14 protein-coding genes and 4 tRNA genes are annotated in these 17,196 nt (G+C 38.7%); 6 read left to right on the forward strand and 12 right to left on the reverse strand.

The window, feature by feature from the left end:
* Window positions 1-12 precede the first annotated feature (12 nt).
* Together I7H67_RS14105 and I7H67_RS14110 are read right to left on the reverse strand one after the other, a co-directional pair.
* A complete protein-coding gene (locus I7H67_RS14105; protein WP_198308140.1) occupies window positions 13-654 on the reverse strand; it encodes a fumarylacetoacetate hydrolase family protein in 642 nt (213 codons plus the stop codon).
* A 39-nt stretch (window positions 655-693) separates the two neighbouring features.
* Window positions 694-1,191 (reverse strand): YcxB family protein, encoded by a 498-nt coding sequence (locus tag I7H67_RS14110; RefSeq protein WP_005301331.1) that lies wholly within the window; start codon window positions 1,189-1,191, stop codon window positions 694-696.
* A 223-nt stretch (window positions 1,192-1,414) separates the two neighbouring features.
* Between I7H67_RS14110 and I7H67_RS14115 the strand changes: the two genes are divergently transcribed.
* Window positions 1,415-2,107, forward strand: a complete 693-nt coding sequence (locus tag I7H67_RS14115) for a nitroreductase family protein (RefSeq protein WP_198308141.1) — start codon at window positions 1,415-1,417, stop codon at window positions 2,105-2,107.
* Between the two features lie 112 nt (window positions 2,108-2,219).
* On the opposite strand, the gene I7H67_RS14120 is transcribed toward I7H67_RS14115, so the two are convergent.
* Window positions 2,220-2,296, reverse strand: a tRNA-Arg gene (locus I7H67_RS14120).
* A gap of 580 nt (window positions 2,297-2,876) precedes the next feature.
* On the opposite strand from I7H67_RS14120, the gene I7H67_RS14125 reads away from it, so the two are divergent.
* Window positions 2,877-4,850: a hypothetical protein gene (locus I7H67_RS14125; RefSeq protein WP_198308142.1), complete on the forward strand. Its 1,974-nt coding sequence runs from the start codon at window positions 2,877-2,879 to the stop codon at window positions 4,848-4,850.
* Window positions 4,851-4,920: 70 nt separating this feature from the next.
* On the opposite strand, the gene I7H67_RS14130 is transcribed toward I7H67_RS14125, so the two are convergent.
* From I7H67_RS14130 to I7H67_RS14145, 4 genes are all read right to left on the reverse strand, one after another.
* Window positions 4,921-5,514, reverse strand: a complete 594-nt coding sequence (locus I7H67_RS14130; RefSeq protein WP_005301324.1) for an HAD-IB family hydrolase — start codon at window positions 5,512-5,514, stop codon at window positions 4,921-4,923.
* A gap of 106 nt (window positions 5,515-5,620) precedes the next feature.
* Window positions 5,621-5,697: transfer RNA gene (locus I7H67_RS14135), tRNA-Arg, on the reverse strand.
* 39 nt (window positions 5,698-5,736) lie between these two features.
* Window positions 5,737-5,813 (reverse strand) — tRNA-Arg (locus I7H67_RS14140).
* Between the two features lie 10 nt (window positions 5,814-5,823).
* Window positions 5,824-5,914, reverse strand: a tRNA-Ser gene (locus tag I7H67_RS14145).
* 261 nt (window positions 5,915-6,175) lie between these two features.
* Here I7H67_RS14145 and rnr point away from each other — a divergent pair.
* The 4 genes from rnr (at window position 6,176) to I7H67_RS14165 (ending at window position 11,467) form a co-directional block, all read left to right on the forward strand.
* Complete coding sequence (gene rnr, locus I7H67_RS14150; RefSeq protein ID WP_191900438.1) at window positions 6,176-8,590, forward strand: ribonuclease R; 2,415 nt, start codon at window positions 6,176-6,178, stop codon at window positions 8,588-8,590.
* Window positions 8,591-8,725: 135 nt separating this feature from the next.
* Complete coding sequence (locus I7H67_RS14155) at window positions 8,726-10,780, forward strand: M3 family metallopeptidase (RefSeq protein ID WP_198308143.1); 2,055 nt, start codon at window positions 8,726-8,728, stop codon at window positions 10,778-10,780.
* 40 nt (window positions 10,781-10,820) lie between these two features.
* Window positions 10,821-11,030, forward strand: a complete 210-nt coding sequence (locus tag I7H67_RS14160; protein WP_004639498.1) for a YheV family putative zinc ribbon protein — start codon at window positions 10,821-10,823, stop codon at window positions 11,028-11,030.
* Window positions 11,031-11,041: 11 nt separating this feature from the next.
* Window positions 11,042-11,467, forward strand: a complete 426-nt coding sequence (locus I7H67_RS14165) for a hypothetical protein (RefSeq protein WP_198308144.1) — start codon at window positions 11,042-11,044, stop codon at window positions 11,465-11,467.
* A gap of 163 nt (window positions 11,468-11,630) precedes the next feature.
* Here the strand turns inward: I7H67_RS14165 and I7H67_RS14170 are convergent, their stop codons facing one another.
* The 5 genes from I7H67_RS14170 to I7H67_RS14190 form a co-directional block, all read right to left on the reverse strand.
* Window positions 11,631-13,826, reverse strand: coding sequence for a TRAP transporter large permease subunit (locus I7H67_RS14170; protein ID WP_198308145.1), 2,196 nt, complete (start codon window positions 13,824-13,826; stop codon window positions 11,631-11,633).
* Window positions 13,827-14,004: 178 nt separating this feature from the next.
* On the reverse strand, window positions 14,005-14,580 hold the full coding sequence (gene rrtA, locus I7H67_RS14175) for a rhombosortase (protein WP_017390202.1): 576 nt from the start codon (window positions 14,578-14,580) through the stop codon (window positions 14,005-14,007).
* Between the two features lie 83 nt (window positions 14,581-14,663).
* Window positions 14,664-15,752 (reverse strand): hypothetical protein, encoded by a 1,089-nt coding sequence (locus tag I7H67_RS14180; protein WP_003653630.1) that lies wholly within the window; start codon window positions 15,750-15,752, stop codon window positions 14,664-14,666.
* A gap of 770 nt (window positions 15,753-16,522) precedes the next feature.
* The gene (locus I7H67_RS14185; RefSeq protein ID WP_198308146.1) at window positions 16,523-16,912 is read right to left on the reverse strand and encodes a hypothetical protein; all 390 of its coding nucleotides are present in this window, start codon (window positions 16,910-16,912) and stop codon (window positions 16,523-16,525) included.
* 6 nt (window positions 16,913-16,918) lie between these two features.
* Window positions 16,919-17,176 (reverse strand): succinate dehydrogenase assembly factor 2, encoded by a 258-nt coding sequence (locus I7H67_RS14190; RefSeq protein ID WP_017388310.1) that lies wholly within the window; start codon window positions 17,174-17,176, stop codon window positions 16,919-16,921.
* Between the last annotated feature and the right edge of the window lie 20 nt (window positions 17,177-17,196).

A 17,196-nucleotide genomic window follows, 5' to 3' on the forward strand; every position in this document is an offset into this window, starting at 1 on the left:
TTTAGGAATAGCTTATGCTTTCACAAAAGTTTTCCATACAAAATCTTGCGTTGCACCTTTTAATATCATTTTTAACTGATCACCCGAGTGTAATGCCCCAACACCAGCAGGTGAACCTGTCATAATTACATCACCCGGTTCTAGTGAAAAGACCTGATTAATATCAGCTAATAGATCACCGATGGTAAACATTAATAATGCCGTATTGCCATCTTGACGTAACTCATCATTAATATGGAAAGTGAATTTAGTTTCTTGCCAATCTGTAATTTCGCTCAAATCTACCCAGTCAGCCAATACACAAGCACCATCAAAAGCTTTTGCACGTTCCCATGGATGACCTTTACTTTTCAGATCATTCTGTAAATCACGCATTGTTAAATCAAGACCTAATGTCACCGCACCAATCGCTTTTAATGCTTTTGCAGGATCTGTTTCACCTTTTAAAGGTTGGTCAATGCGTAAAACTAATTCACACTCAAAATGACAGCTGCCCCAAGCTGGATTCCAGGAAATACCGTCATTTAAACCAATCAAACTACTAGGTGGTTTAATAAATAATATCGGCTTGTCAGGCATAGCATTATTTAATTCTTTGACATGATCAGCATAGCTTCTGCCTACGCAAACGATTTTTGAAGGACGTGTATTCATGAGGCTTCCTTTGTTGTTGCGGCTAATAATTCCAATAATTTATTTCTTAAATGTATTTTCAAATATCGTTTGATCTGAAACCTGTGCAAATGCTCGCTTTGGCACAATAATTACAGTTTTGTTTTTTAACTCAAGCATGTATGTCAACTTACCTTTAGCAAAGGTTTGCACATCCGCATATTGCACTACTTGCTTACGTTCACTGGAATAAAGTTCAAAATAATCTTGATAAAGATCGATTCCTTGCTCACTCTTTCCAAACTGGTAACGAACAAATTGACGTTTAAATAGCATCGGTAAAAGCCAATAACGCATCAGCCCTTGCATCACCAAAAAAAACAAGCCTAATCCGACATAATATCGGCCAACCCCAGAGAAACCTAAATAAAGTCCCCAAATAATAATTGCAATACTAATCGCAGGTGTTAGAAAACGGGTAAATTGTTTTTTCCCAAATGTTACTAACGAAAATCCATCTTGTGATTCTTCTAAATTCAAATAGTAACGTAAAGATAAAGCTGTTTTTTGCTCAGTCATTGCAATGCATCAATACTCAATAAATCGAAACTATTAGAGCATATTCATTTCAGCTTTAAAATGAATCAAAGGCTATTTTTTGTTTTGTTTAAAAGAAGTAGTTATAGTTCAGTTGCAAAATATTTTTCGTTGCATATATGGAACGTAGATTCATATTTTTTGAGCTTATTTCACTTTTTAAAATTTCTACAATAAGAGCATCACCTTCTTAGTGGAATGTCTCATGTCTTTTTTTGCAAAATTATTTGGCTTAAATCAAAAAGCAACTGTCTCAAAAGATGTGGTTACGCAAGCCACTCAAGAGACGAACTTTTCAAATGAACCAAGCTTTTTAGAATTAATTAAAAAACGTCGTTCAATTTATTCAATAGGAAAGAACTTAAAACAGTCCCCAACTGAAATTGAAAAATTAATTCAAGAAGCTGTAAAACATAGCCCATCTGCATTTAACTCCCAGTCTTCTCGCGTTGTGATTTTATTTGATCAGTCCCACCAAAATTTCTGGAATATTGTTTTAGATGTATTAAAAACGATTATTCCAGGAGAAGCCCTAACTGGAACTGAGCAGAAAATTCAAAGTTTTGCGGCAGGTGCAGGTACAGTTTTATTTTTTGAAGACCAACACGTGATTAAAGGTCTACAAGAGCAATTTGAAGCATATGCAGATAATTTTCCAATCTGGTCTGAGCACTCAACAGCAATTGCACAATTTGCAGTATGGAACGTACTGACTGAACAAGGTATTGGAGCTTCTTTGCAACACTACAATCCAATCATTGATGAGAAAATTAATGCTGCTTTTAATGTTCCTGCTCATTGGAAATTAAGAGCTCAATTGGTATTTGGTTCAATCGAAGGAGAAGCCGGAGAAAAAGCTTTTATTGAAGATGAAAATCGTTTTAAAACATTTGGCTAGTTTTCTACTTTTAATTTTGTTCAAAGCTGGTTGCCACGAGCACTGGCTTTTAGTAGAAGTGAAAAAAAATAGGCACAAAAAAACCGCTATATATAGCGGTTAATTCTTCAAGTGGTGCGCTCAGAGAGATTCGAACTCCCGACCCCTTAGTTCGTAGCCAAGTGCTCTATCCAGCTGAGCTATGAGCGCGTACTTGATGTTGCGCATTATACGCATTTTTTAAGGCTTAGGAAGCCTTTTTTCATCTTTCTGTCATCAACCGTCTAGTTCTTAGCCACACCCCTCTTTTACATAAAATAGTAGCTAAAATTACTGAAGACTTTCTTACCTAAGATGTATTTGAAATATTTTTTTTCAAATAAGTTTTATAGACTTTTTGACGTATTTCGCCACATATCTAAAAGCTAAAGTCGACCATTTCACTCAACATTATAGAAATAATATATTTCTAGCTAAGCCCTAACATTATAGACCTAAGTAAAATTTATCTAATATACTGCTTCAAATAAGTGGAAATATAAGAAAAAATATAATTAATTAAAAAAATATTATATAAAAACCATTATTATTTTTACGTCTAAATTAAATGAATTATTATTTCTTTAAATATTATTTAATATTAAAAAATGTGACTAAAAATACACATTGACAGCTTTTGATATCTAACCAATACTAAATTCCAATTATTGAGATATACATCTCATTAATTATGTAGCGCAATAAATAATACTTACTTAAAAATACATAATTATATAGGAAATAGACCAACATGTTTTTACTAAAAAATCTCGTATCTTCGATCTCAAAAGTTACTCAAGACTTGGGTAATGTTGTATCGGTAAATACCACTGTAAACACGGGTTCTTCTGTTGATGCACACGTTTCAACATCAGGCTTACTTTCAAATGTTATTTCTACAGTAACTAATACAGTTACGCATACAGCAACAGGCTTAGTTTCTGATGTGGTTGGCACTGTAACCGGTACTGTCGGTTCTACAAATCCATTAGAAACAGTAACCAATGTTGTGGGTGGTGTAACTGGTGGTTTGATTGGAGGAGTATCTGGCGGCAATCCCCTTGAAGTAGTCACTGGTGTTATTGGTGGCGTAACAGGTGGTGTGACTGGTGGAACATCGCCAATTTCCCCAGTCATTGATGTCGTTCAAGGCGGTATCGATATTCTTCAGGGTGTCGAAAGTCTAAAAACTGAAATTATCAACACTGGCATTGAAACTGTTGCTGGAACAATCATTGGAGTACTCCCACAAACTGAACATCCTGTTTCTGAAATTGCAGACCTTGGCACCTTAACTTTTGAAACTTCTCGCGACACAGTAAACGGTGCTCTTGAAGTTGTTTCTGATTTAGTAGGTGGAGATATCTCTGGCGCAACTGCGTCAGCAACTGGAATTGTTGAAACACTTATCAACAATGGTACAACTGCTACAGGTATTGTCACTGGTGTAGTTGGAAGTGTTACCGATGTAGTGGGCGGTGTAACGGGTGGTATCGGTGGCGGTACATCTCCAATTTCTCCAGTAATCGACGTAGTTCAAGGCGGTATCAATATCCTTCAAGGCGTTGAAAGCCTAAAAACTGAAATTATTAATACAGGTATCGACACTGTTGCCGACACAATCATTGGCATCCTTCCACAAACTGAACATCCTGTTTCTGAAATTGCTGACCTCGGCACATTAACTTTCGAAACTTCTCGCGACACTGTAAATGGCGCACTTGAAGTTGTTTCTGATTTAGTTGGTGGAGATATCCAAGGTGCAACTGAATCAGCAACTGGTATTCTGGGTACACTTATCAATAATGGTACAACTGCTGCTGGTATTATCACTGGTGTTGTAGGAAGCGTTACAGATGTAGTTGGTGGTGTCACAGGCGGTGTTGGTGGTAATCCTCTTGAAGTCGTAACTGACATCATCGGTGGCGTAACAGGCGGCGTTGGTGGTAATCCTCTTGAGGTTGTGACTGATATCATCGGTGGCGTTGGTGGCAATCCACTTGAAGTCGTAACCGACATCATCGGCGGCGTAACAGGTGGTATTGGTGGCGGCACATCTCCAATCTCTCCAGTGATCGACGTAGTTCAAGGCGGTATCGATATTCTTCAAGGCGTTGAAAGCCTAAAAACTGAGATTATAAACACTGGTATTGATACCGTAGCGGATACGATTATCGGTATTCTTCCACAAGTAGAACATCCTGTTTCTGAAATTGCAGACCTCGGCACACTAACTTTTGAAACTTCTCGCGACACAGTTAATGGTGCTCTTGAAGTTGTATCTGACTTAGTCGGTGGTGATATTCAAGGTGCAACTGAATCAGCGACTGGTATTATCGGTACACTTATTACTAATGGCTCTACTGCAACTGGTTTATTAACAGAAATCCTTGGCGGTGTAACAGGCACTATTGGTGGAGTGACTGGTGGTGATAGCCCTCTTGGCGTAGTGACTGACCTTCTAGGCGGTTTAACTGGTGGCGTTACTGGTGGCACAGAAAACCCTATTGGTATCGTAACGGATATCGTGGGTAGCTTAACTGGTGGAGTGACTGGTCAAGGTGGCTTAGATGTCATTTCTAATTTACTTGGTGGATTAACAAGTGGCAGCTTACTCGGTGGAGTAACTTCTACAGTATCTACCGTAACAAATACAACGCATACTATCGTACCTCAGTCATTACTTACTGATAACTTCTTAGATAATTCGTTCCATACTGTTTAATATCATTAAAAGAAAGCCACTTTTATAAGTGGCTTTCTGATTTAATATAGTTTCAAATATTAATTTAATACTAATCAATCTCTTGCCATCTATAATACTTTTTATGTGCTAATTCCAACATTGCATAATCATTAGGAGTATCACCATAAGCATATATGGTCGGGTATTGGCTTAAATCATATTTATTTTTTATTCTATTTACTTTTTCTAAATAACCACAATCACCATCAATAAAATGGCCTGTTAAAATACCATTATGTGTTTCAAGTTGATTGCATATAACATCTAAACCTAAAGAATGACACCAACTTTCTAAATAAACGCCTAATGATGCTGATACAACAACAATCTGATCACCTTGTTGTTTATGCCAGAGAATACGCTCCAAAGCATTTTCACGAACACATGTAGGAAGTACCTTTTTAGCAAACTCTTGCCCCATATCTTTTAGGGAGTTCGCGTCATACCCCACATATCCTACTTGGCAGAGCTTAGTTCGAATGGTTTTATCCGTTACCCAACCAAGTTTATAGCCAGCTATATACGGTGCAAGCCGAATACCACCGACGAGTTGTGTTTTTCTATCTAAAGAAAATTTAAGAAATAAGCTGAATGTGTCGTTATGAGTGATGGTGCCATCAAAATCAAATAAAGCTAGGTTCATTTATGATTATCTCTAATATAATTAAAAAGTTATAAATTTAGATTTATTAAAATTACCAAAAAACAAGCACAAAAAAACCGCTATAAAAGCGGTTAATTCTTCAAGTTGGTGCGCTCAGAGAGATTCGAACTCCCGACCCCTTAGTTCGTAGCCAAGTGCTCTATCCAGCTGAGCTATGAGCGCGTAACTTGTGTGCCTTTCAGCGATTCGTTCTGTTTTACTTGGTGCGCTCAGAGAGATTCGAACTCCCGACCCCTTAGTTCGTAGCCAAGTGCTCTATCCAGCTGAGCTATGAGCGCATTAAGTAAATGGCGGTGAGAGAGGGATTCGAACCCTCGATACCAGTAATAGGTATGCTTCCTTAGCAGGGAAGTGATTTCAGCCACTCATCCACCTCACCGGAACGAGCCGCCATAATACAAACTAAAACCACATTGTTCAAGTCATCATACTGAAATTTTCTTGTTTTTTAGTTCAATGAATTATTTTTTAAGCAATTTCCTCATTATTTTCGTCTTTTTCGATCAAACGCTTGTTAAGATAGATATTATTTCTTCATCAAAATACTGTAGTGCATAACACATTATTGCAAACCTGAACGTGCAGTTCGGGTCTGCATGGCTTATGCTAGACTTATCTGCCAAGCGTGAAACAAAACGACATGACAAAAAACTGGGCTGACCCTGAAGCGAAAGCTGAAGCTGAACGTTATGACAATCCTATTCCAAGCCGTACTCTGATTTTAGATACGTTGGAGCAGTTGCAAACACCACAATCTCATGCAGAGCTTGTCGATCATTTTAATATTCATGACCAAAAAAGTATCGAAGCATTAAGTCATCGTTTAAGTGCTATGGTTCGTGATGGCCAAATCATGAAAGACGGTTTTAAATTTCAGTTGGTGGCAGATCAACCAACATATGAAGCAACTGTTTATATTAATAGTAAAGGTTTAGGTACAGCACATATTGATGGTCAAACCGATCTTTTACTTCCTGAACGTGAATTACGTTTAGTATTTAATGGTGACCGAGTTAGAGTGCGCCAGACTTCAGTAGACCGTAAAGGTAAACCTTGGGGTTTTATCACAGAAGTTTTACAGCATCGTGTTAAACAATTAATTGGTAAATTGTCAGTTCATGAGGGTGAATATTTTATTCAACCCAACAATCCTAATCAGCATCAGCCTATTCCTTTAGAAAAAGAACTCGTAAAACATGCTGGGGCGAATGTTGGCGATATGCTACGTGTTGCAATTGATAGCTATCCGACCCGTGAAGAGTTTTCAACAGCACATATTATTCAGTCTATGGCAGACAAAGCTGATACAGAAATTATCATTCCACAAACCATTCTTGAATTTGGTCTGCCATATGAATTTCCAGATCAAGTATTAAAAGAAGCAGAAAGTTTTAAAGAGCCATCAGCTCAAGATCGTGAAGGTCGTATTGATTTAAGAGATTTAGCATTAGTTACAATTGATGGTGAAGACGCTCGAGATTTTGACGATGCAGTTTATGCAGAAAAACGTCCGGGTGGTGGTTACCGTGTAGTTGTCGCAATTGCCGATGTCAGCCATTATGTACGCTTAGACTCAGCCCTCAACGAAGAAGCAGAGGAACGAGGCACTTCGGTATATTTCCCCCACTTTGTATTACCAATGCTACCAGAGGCTCTGTCAAACGGCTTGTGTTCTCTGAACCCTCATGTAGACCGCTTATGTATGGTCTGTGACCTTAAGCTCTCTCGTTCAGGCCGTGTAACTGGTTACGATTTTTATCCGTCGGTTATGCATTCAAAAGCACGTTTAACCTATACCCAGGTAGCGCAATACTTTGAAGGCGCAACAGATGCGATTCCAAAAGATCGTGATGTTCATAAATCTTTAAATACACTTTTCCAGCTTTATCAAATTTTGAAAAACTTGCGTGCTGACCGCCATGCAATGGAATTTGAAACCATTGAAACGTACATGACTTTTGATGAGCTGGGCGGGATTAAAGAAATTTTGCCACGTACACGTAATGAAGCACATAAGCTCATTGAAGAATGTATGTTACTTGCTAACGTTGCTGCAGCTGAATATGCATTAGAACATGATGTTCCAATGTTATATCGTGTGCATGAAGCTCCAGAGTTTTCACGTATTCAGAAAGTAAAAGACTTTGTGAAATTGCTTGGTCTACCCTTCCCTGATCAACCAACTCAAGCAGACTATCAAAAAGTGATTGAAGCGACCAAAGACCGTATTGATGCACCAAGTATTCATGCCGTTTTATTACGCTCAATGATGCAAGCTTATTATGGCGCAAAAAATGCGGGACACTATGGTTTGGCTTATGAAGCCTACACTCATTTCACTTCGCCAATCCGTCGTTACCCAGATTTATTATTACATCGTGCTATTAAGGCACACTTGAAACAAAAGCCTTATCCACTCTCTGGTGCTGCGCTAGATGATGCTGGTGAACATTTTTCTCAAACTGAACGCCGTGCAGATGAAGCTTCTCGTAGCGTAACAACTTGGTTGAAGTGTCACTATATGCAACAGCATTTGGGTGATGAGTTTATTGGTATCGTAAGTGCAGTAACCGAATTTGGTTTATTCATTACACTTAAAGATCTATACGTCGATGGCATGATTCATATTAGCCAACTCGGCGATGACTTCTTTATTTATGACCAAGCGAGCCAAAATCTGGTAGGTCAAAATCGTGGTCAAATCTTTGGTTTAGGCGATGAAGTTAAAATTCAGGTTGCTGGCGTAAATCTTGAAGAACGTAAAATTGACTTCCAACTTCTTCAACAAGTCACGCATGCAGGAAGAGTCGTTCGTAGCCGAGCTCCACGGACAACTAAAACATCTTCACAGGCAACTGAAGAAGTTTTCAGTAAACCAACAAGTAGTGATGGTGAAAGACCTGTTCATAAAAAGAAAGAAAAAGCCAAGGCGAGTTCTTATACTAAAAAGTCTGGTAAAAAACCTTCTGCAAAAGCCGAAAGTAAACCAGAAAAAGTAAAGAAAAAGTCTAAGCCTAAAAAGAAAAAGGCCAATGCAAAATCAAAAGCTGAATAATTAAACACTAGATGTTGCTAGCCTAGAAATAAGTCCCGATTTTGGGACTTATTTCTTTTTAAAAAGCTTATTTTGCACATTAAACTTGATTTCTGGCTTGAGAGGACCTACATCTAATAACATGTTTAAAAAATAATGTGGCTAACAGCAATGACTTTACAGCAAGCGACCTTACCAACTCCGCGTTTTGATCAAATTGAATTAGAAAATTTAAAACAAGACATCCAACAAGCAATTCAAGCAGGCCAAGAATTTTTAAATACGCTTACAGGTGTACCTACCGATACCGCTCAACAACTTGCCGTACTTCAACAAGTCGATACACTTGAAAATAACCTCAGTGAATCATGGGGTGTTTTATCACATTTAAATGCGGTAATGAACAATGCTGAAACCAGAGAAGTCTATCAATCGTTATTGCCAGCTTTGAGTGAATATTACACTCAACTTGGTCAACACACGGCGCTCTATCAAACTTATCAGCATATCCATGATGGTCAGGGTTATACCTCTCTTAGTCCAGCCCAACAAAGTGCTATTCGACTTGCTTTACGTGATTTTAAACTTTCTGGTGTGGCTTTAGAGGGTGAAGAGAAAAAACGCTATGCAGATATTTCTGCTCGCCTTTCACAGCTTTCTTCTGATTTTTCTAACCATGTGCTTGATGCAACACAAGCATACTTTAAACCGCTTACAGAAACTGAGCTAAAAGGTCTTCCTGAAAGTAATGTTGAGTTATTAAAACAATACGGTAAACAACGTGAACTCGATCAAGCTGTAGCAACTCTAGATTTCCCAGCTTATTTTGCAATCATGACGTATGCAGATGACCGCGCTTTGCGTGAAGAGCTTTACAGAGCCTATGTTACTCGTGCATCTGATCAGTCTGAACAAACTGAGTTTGATAACAGCAAAATTATGGAAGAAATTTTAAGTCTTCGTCAGGAAATGGCGAAGCTACTTGGTTTCAATAACTACGCTGAATATTCTCTTGCAAGCAAAATGGCACCAGATGTAAAAACGGTACATGACTTTTTAGTTGATCTAGCCGAACATGCACGTGCCCCTGCTCTCCAAGAAGTTGCTGAGCTTCGAGATATTGCCAAACAAGATGGTGTCGATGAACTTCAACCTTGGGATACCACTTATTATTCTGAAAAGCTTAAACAACAACAGTTCAACTTATCTCAAGAAGCGTTAAAACCTTACTTCCCTGCGCCTAAAGTCATTCAAGGATTATTCCAGATCGTACAGCGCTTATATGGTATTAACATCATTGAGCGACAAGCACCTGTCTGGCACCCAGATGCACGTTATTTTGAGTTAGAAGACCAAGGCCAAGTAATTGGTGGATTCTTCTTTGACATCTATGCACGTACGGGCAAACGTGGTGGTGCATGGATGAATGGTTTCCGCTCACGCATGCAGACTCTTCACGGTCTGCAAAAACCAATTTGCTACATGGTATGTAACTTTACACCTCCAGTAGGTGATCAGCCTGCTTTACTGACTCATGATGAAGTCATCACCTTATTCCATGAGTTTGGACATGGTTTACATCACATGCTGACCGAGGTAGATAACATTTCGGTTGCAGGTACTCATGGTGTTGCTTGGGATGCGGTAGAACTTCCAAGTCAGTTCATGGAATTCTGGTCTTGGGATAAAGAAAGTCTAGATGTATTAAGTGAGCACATTGAGAGTAAACATACCTTACCGCAAGAATTACTCGATGCTTTATTAAATGCCCGCTTCTTCCAATCTGGCATGCAGACTTTACGTCAACTTGAATTTGCCTTGTTTGATTTAACAATTCACACGAAAACACCAGCACTGAACAGTGAGCAAATTCAGCAGACTTTAAATGAAATACGTAGCCAATATGCTGTCGTTCCTACGGTCGGATACAACCGTTTCCAACATAGCTTCAGCCATATTTTTGCTGGTGGTTATGCGGCTGGTTATTACTCTTACAAATGGGCAGAAGTGTTAGCTAGTGATGCATTTGACCGTTTTGAACATGAAGGCATTTTCAACACTCAAACGGGTAAAGAATTCCGTCAGGCGATTTTAGCTGTAGGCGGAAAAGACACTGCTCTTGAAGCATTTGTTAATTTCCGTGGCCGTGAACCTAAAATTGATGCATTGTTACGTCATCAAGGTTGGACGAATGACAGCAAAACCGCTTAAACTATGGGCCTAAATTGATCGTGTGGTTAGGGTGATAAAGATGAAAAAACGTTTCATTGCTGGGGCTAAATGTCCAAAATGTGAAGCAACAGATCGGATTGTCATGCTAACCACCGCTGAAGACGAATGGATTGAATGTATCGAATGCGGTTATAGCGAAAATCGTCCGACTCATATTGATGAGCCTGAAGCACCTGCTGTACCTGATGAAGTTGGAGTAATACAGTTCAAGCCTCGTCGTCCTGACTAAAGGTCTTAGAGATGCCACTACAAAGAAAACAAAACTCAAAACTATTGTGGATTTTAATTGGGGGCTTAAGCATTCTCGTAGTGCTTTTTTTCGCTGCACAATGGTTTTTCAAAAAAACCGAGTCAGCCGCACCAATGGTTGATCCTCATCCTGTTTCGACACCTGCGCCTGTTAAAACCACTGATCCATCATCAGCTTCTGAACCGACAGCAGAGGCTGCAAGTTCATCACAACTTGTGAATGAAGATGTGCTTAAACAGCCTGTACCTGCTCAAGAGTCTTTAGCAAAAGAAGAAGTGTCTAAACTCGATGACATCCATCGTCAGTTGCAAGATCAAGAAAGTTCATTAAAAGCTCAGCATGCAGATGCAGATCAATTAACGAAACTCAAAGAAGAACAAGTTAAATTGCTTGAAGCTCAGCTCAAACAGCAATAGTTTTTCAATGGGAACTTAAAAAGCTAAAGTTATTCATCTTTAGCTTTTTTATTTTAATTAAAATAATTCTAGCCATCATTTTTCCAAAATTTACTGAATTCTACTACTAAAAAAGCCCTCCATTTAGGAGGGCTTTTTTGTATAACAGATACTTTAATTTAAGTTATTTATACCAATCGAATAACTTGAACACATACGGTACATAAGTAACCAATACCAATGATGAGAACAAGACAATAATTGGTAATAACCAACGCTCATAACGGTAGTAGAAGCTTGTATATTTCTCTTTCGCTTCAGCATCCGCCGCATTAACTTCATCATCTCCGACGGACAACCGCGTTAAGAGATGGTTCAAGGCTACTGGTGGCGTTACATAACCAAACTCGAATGCAACTAATACAATCATCCAGAAGTGAATTGGATGAATACCATTTTCGTATGCCACAGGTGCAATGGTTGCAGCAACTAAAATTACAGCACCAAATGGATCGGTACACATACCAATAATCGCAAGTAGCAGTGCAATACATGCCAGTGATATATAGATACTGCCTAAATGAGTCGGCAATAATTCAACCACTTCAGAACGTTCAATTAAACCACCTACACTTGCAGACAATGCCATCAAGATAATTAGTGCACCAATATGGCCGACTGTTTCTGAGGTTGCAAAACGAAGGGCTCCACCAAAACCAAGACGGTATTGAGAACTATGCGGATCATGCGCACGTAAGAATGGAGATTTTTGTTCGTGTTCACGAACAATTGCTTCATGAATATTGATTGCCGGAGTTTCTTTTGTAGCGACCAATTTGTCATACAAGATCATTGCAATCAGGACTAATGGCAAAATTACTGGTGCAGTAAATTCATTCATTCCTGTGTCTAGCGCATATTTATAGATCGCAAGAACAACAACAGTAATCAGAATGTATGGGATTACGGGTACAAAGGCACGTAACATACCCGGAATCGCTACTTTTGGTGAATTCACGCGGAATTTTTCTTCAGCCAATAGTAATGAGACACCCAAGAAAATAAATGCTGTTAGCCAAAATACATAAATACCATGGCCAAACAATTCATCGGACGTTACATGACGGCTATCAAGCATGGCAATTAAAACGACCAGTAGACATGGACGTACAACTACCCCTAAAGAACCTGACATTGCAGAAACAGCCAAAGCATATTGACGGCGAGCACCTGCATTCCAAACTTCTTTATAAATAATTGCACCTGCCGCAATAACGAAGATACCTGATGCGCCTGTATAAGCCGTTGGTACAGCAGCAGCAATTAGAATTAACCATGTTAGGGTTTCTGGTGCCAAATTCCATGGACGAAGCACATTAAGGAATAAATCCATAACACGTGTTTGAGTTAGAAGCATACCTGCCCAAATAAACAAGGCAAGGTTTAGGAAAATACCTGAAAACTCAACCAATAAACCAAGGTAAATCCCTTGCCCCATTGGATAATCCATAAAGAATGTGAATACGATACCCGTAATCAAACCCATATAAGCATATAAAGGCACGCTTAGTAAGGCTAAGCCAATATTACCGCCTTCACGTTTTGGTGGAGGTGAAACAAATAATTGATAAAGACTAATTAAGGTCAGAACAACAAATAGAATCATCCATATCCAGTAAATAGTTACTGTTTCATAGGTCGGTATTACCCCAGAATTAATAACTGAACGATACTGGCTAATTACAGAGAAACTGAGTAGCGCATTAGCAACCACCATAAAGATGGAATAGACTTTGTAATCTATTTTTGTTGCCGGATTACGTAAGCCAATATGGTGAAATTTTAACGATGCTGTAATCGCAGAAATCAAAACCATAAAAATCAGTAAAATTGCGCGATTTTCTGTACCAAATTTAAAAATACCAAAGAAACCTGTCTCGATGGCACGGTAAGTACGCACACCAGGGTTAGCTTCGATATATTTAATTGTCTTGTCATATGCCTGGTATTTCTCGTCACATTGTTGCTGCGCAGCGAGTAGCGATGCACGGACATCACTTTCCGATGCTGCACCAAAGAAACTCGAGAAATCATCAGATGCATTCGCTTTCATTTGTTCTTTTACTTGGGCATCGATATTTGGATGTCGATCACAAGTCGGCTTTTCAGGTTCAGCACGCAAAAATGAATATTGCATGCCTATAGCAGGGTCACCATAAAGACGCTCCCCGATACGTAATAATTGTCCGTGGATCATTTCCCCGGTACCAATTATTAAAGTCATTAATAGCAGAGTGAGGATGACGAATGTTGAGATCCACTCGTTCCAGATATAACCCAACAGACCTAATCCAGATCTTTTTTCTTGATATTCTTGCATAAATATTCCAATTTTGTTCTCTCAAGTCCTTAAAAAATAAAGACTTGAGTCATGCAATTTTCTTGGTCAGGGGTTAAATCCATACCCCTTCTACCAATCCCTTTATTCAACGATCAAATTTGCATCAAACTTTATTAATAAAGAATGACTAAAATCACTTTTTTAACAGTTCGTATTGTCAATATTTCTTTTTTAATCTCTGTACCAGCCAATAGCACCCACCAAAGATTGCGCCACCAATCGCGCCATATAAGTGAGCTTCAGTTAAAACTGGGCTTCCAATTAACTGAGCCGTTCCTGTTTGACCAAAGGTATTTTCCCATATCAGTTTTGCAATAATTAATCCTAAAACCAGAAAAGCAAAATTCCGTTCTTTCCGATATTGCAAGTAAACTAAAGCAACTGCTGTATAGAGCCCATGTAACACACCAGACAGCCCTGCATATGCTTCGATATAAGGTAAATAAAAATAGAAAACCAAACTAATGAACGGTGGCAAAAGGAAAAGCAGACTTAAAAGATGCCACGCTTTGGTATGCGGGAAGATAAAAGGCAAACAGGCAAATGCCATCATATTTAAAAGGAAATGAATCCACCCAACGTGTACCCAGTGCGCTGTCCACAAACGCCAAAATTCGCCAAGTAGGCTTTCACGCCAATAAATAAATGTATCAGGAAACACCTGTAGACAGGCAGACACAGAAATGCACACTGCGACCAAAAGCACTTTATGATTCAGTACATGATCCTTCATGGCACACTCCTTGAAATTAAACTTCTTGCTACCATTGTAAAACTTAACAACAGTCTCGCAAGAAGTTAACCTTTCAAATATTTTTACTGCGCTGCTGGTGGAGCAGATGAGTCTGCAGGAGCTTCAGATGCGGCCCCTCCATCAAACAATTCATCTAACTCTGCTGCACCTTCATTCTTATCATCCCAGAAATGTGACATACCATCATCTCCAGTACGCACACCTGTATGCTCAGTCCAGTAACGGTCAGAAATACCACGTACTATCAAACCAGCCATACTATCGATTAACTTAAAGTTCGGATTGACAGGCTTATCATCAGCTTGAGATGCGGCATATGATCTTAATGCATCACGGATTTTTGCATCATCACCACTTGCTTGGGCAGCTACCGCATACAAAGCATGGGACAGGCGAACACCCTTTTGTTCACCAATTTGAACTGACTGTTTTAAAGTTTGATATGGGTCCGGTTTCCCTTCATCAGCCCCAGGCAGTAAGGTCCAAATAACAGCACGTGTTGCATTAGGTGCGCCCCAGAATTTTTCATTATCTAGACAAACCATGCCGCGCTCTACAATAGCCGCAATATCTTTTGGAACATTGACTGCACCACCAGAGTTAATGTCATTGGTTACAGCCTGAAGGCCACTAATCATTCCAAGTAAATATACAGTTTGATCAGTATCACTACGCATCGTTGGACAAGAATCACCTAAATGATATTTATATTTAGATTCCCAACGGTCAGCGAACAACTTATAGCCCGTATATTGACGCTCAGCAGCGATGGCTGCCCAACGTTTCTGAGCAATACGAGCATCTTGAGCTTCGGTTACTTGACCCGCTTTTGATGCACGTAAATAACGTAATTCCTGTTCTAAGGCTTGGTTTTCCGCACATACACCTGATGCGGCATACATTAATACAGCAACACGCGTTGGATCTGCACCCATACCTTTGGTAGACATAATTGCAGGTGTTAATGCACTACCCGTATTACAAACCATTTCAGCATCTTGCATTGCTAAAATAGGTGGAACGACGTGCTTTTCCGTAAAACCTAAAGCAACATTTGCTCCGGTTTTCACGACGTATGAACAACCTGATAATACTGAAGCTGCAAGCAAACTTACCGCCAAACCTTGGCTTATTTTTTGGACTTTAGACATCTTCCTGTCCTCTATGTAATTTGTTTTTTCCTTTTCAGATGTACATTAGCAGATGCATATCTTGAATAAAAGAGTAATTACTCTAATTGTAGCGCTTATACTTTGACATACTTCACAGCAGATAAAATTGACAGTTTTTCAGGGAAACAGAAATTTTAGGCAAAAAAAAGTAGCATTGCGACGGTTCAGCACATGCTACTTATTAACTGAGATAAGCTTTTAACGGCTTATATTATTTTTGTTCTAGATAATCCTTAAGTAAAGTTCCTGCTCTTCCTACTACCACAGCCATAAGCACTGCAATTAACAGAAACATCCACATTGAAATCTCCATGAGAGACCTCCTTTACTACAATCGCACCCAGTTATAAACTGGACACTTGATGAAATTAATCGACTAAGCAATTTAATAATTGACTGATCGACGACCTTGCATCCTCTGTCTCTTAACTTTGTTAAAATTAACTTTGTTAAGATGTTCCCTGAGTAAAGTTCCTGCTCTTCCGATCACCACTGCCAAAATGATGGCAATGACCAAGAACGACCATGTTGGCATCTCCATTTTGAGACCTCCGACACACTTTACGTTGGTGTTTGTACTTTAACCGATCAACTAGATACCCATAGGTGAAATTGTCAGACAATTGTATTTCCTTAGCTTTTTTCTAATTTTTAATTAGACAATCTTAAACTCAAGCAAAAAAATAAAGATTAAATTATTGTTTTTTATAAATTTTAAATAAATATACAAATGTAGAATTGTCTAACAATTAATGAAGTTTCTGTAAGACTTTTAGCTTTTTCCAATGCTGCAAAGGAAGTTGATCAAACCAAATTATGGCTACCTTTATAGGTGCCCCCTCAAGATAAATAACCATAAACAGCTGATAATCAATTATTTTAGAAATTTCCACACGAGAAATTATCTTTTGTGAGGAGTATGCAATTGACCACGATTTTTGGTCTAAATATGCAATTTGAGAAATTTGTGATTGTCTTAAAAAAAATAGAAAACTTATAGATAAAAGGATGAAAGTAATCAACCACCAAATGGGTGATAACAATTGATAAAGTAGGATGGCTAAACTCAAGCCAATAAAAAGCTGAAATATTATCGAGAAACGACTATATTTCAGCTCAAAATTTAATTCTTTTATCAAAACAGTTTAGCCATGAACGTACTGTTTTAATTTATAAATAAATTCACGTAACTCTGTACGTGGAGGTTCAGAAACTTCCATGAACCAATCGAGTAAATCAGGATCTTCCTGTTCAACTAACTCTGCAAATAACGCCTTCTCTGCCGAATCCGCTTTTAGATAATAGTTTTTTACATAAGGGTCAAAATAGACGTCAATTTCTTTTAAGCCGCGGCGTGCTCGATAAATTACTTTACGTTCTTCCAAGGTCATTTCGTCAGACATTTATTTCCCCATCTGCGTTG

Origin of the sequence: Acinetobacter sp. ACIN00229 (assembly GCF_016106645.1) — a bacterium.
GTDB classification, from domain to species: domain Bacteria; phylum Pseudomonadota; class Gammaproteobacteria; order Pseudomonadales; family Moraxellaceae; genus Acinetobacter; species Acinetobacter oleivorans.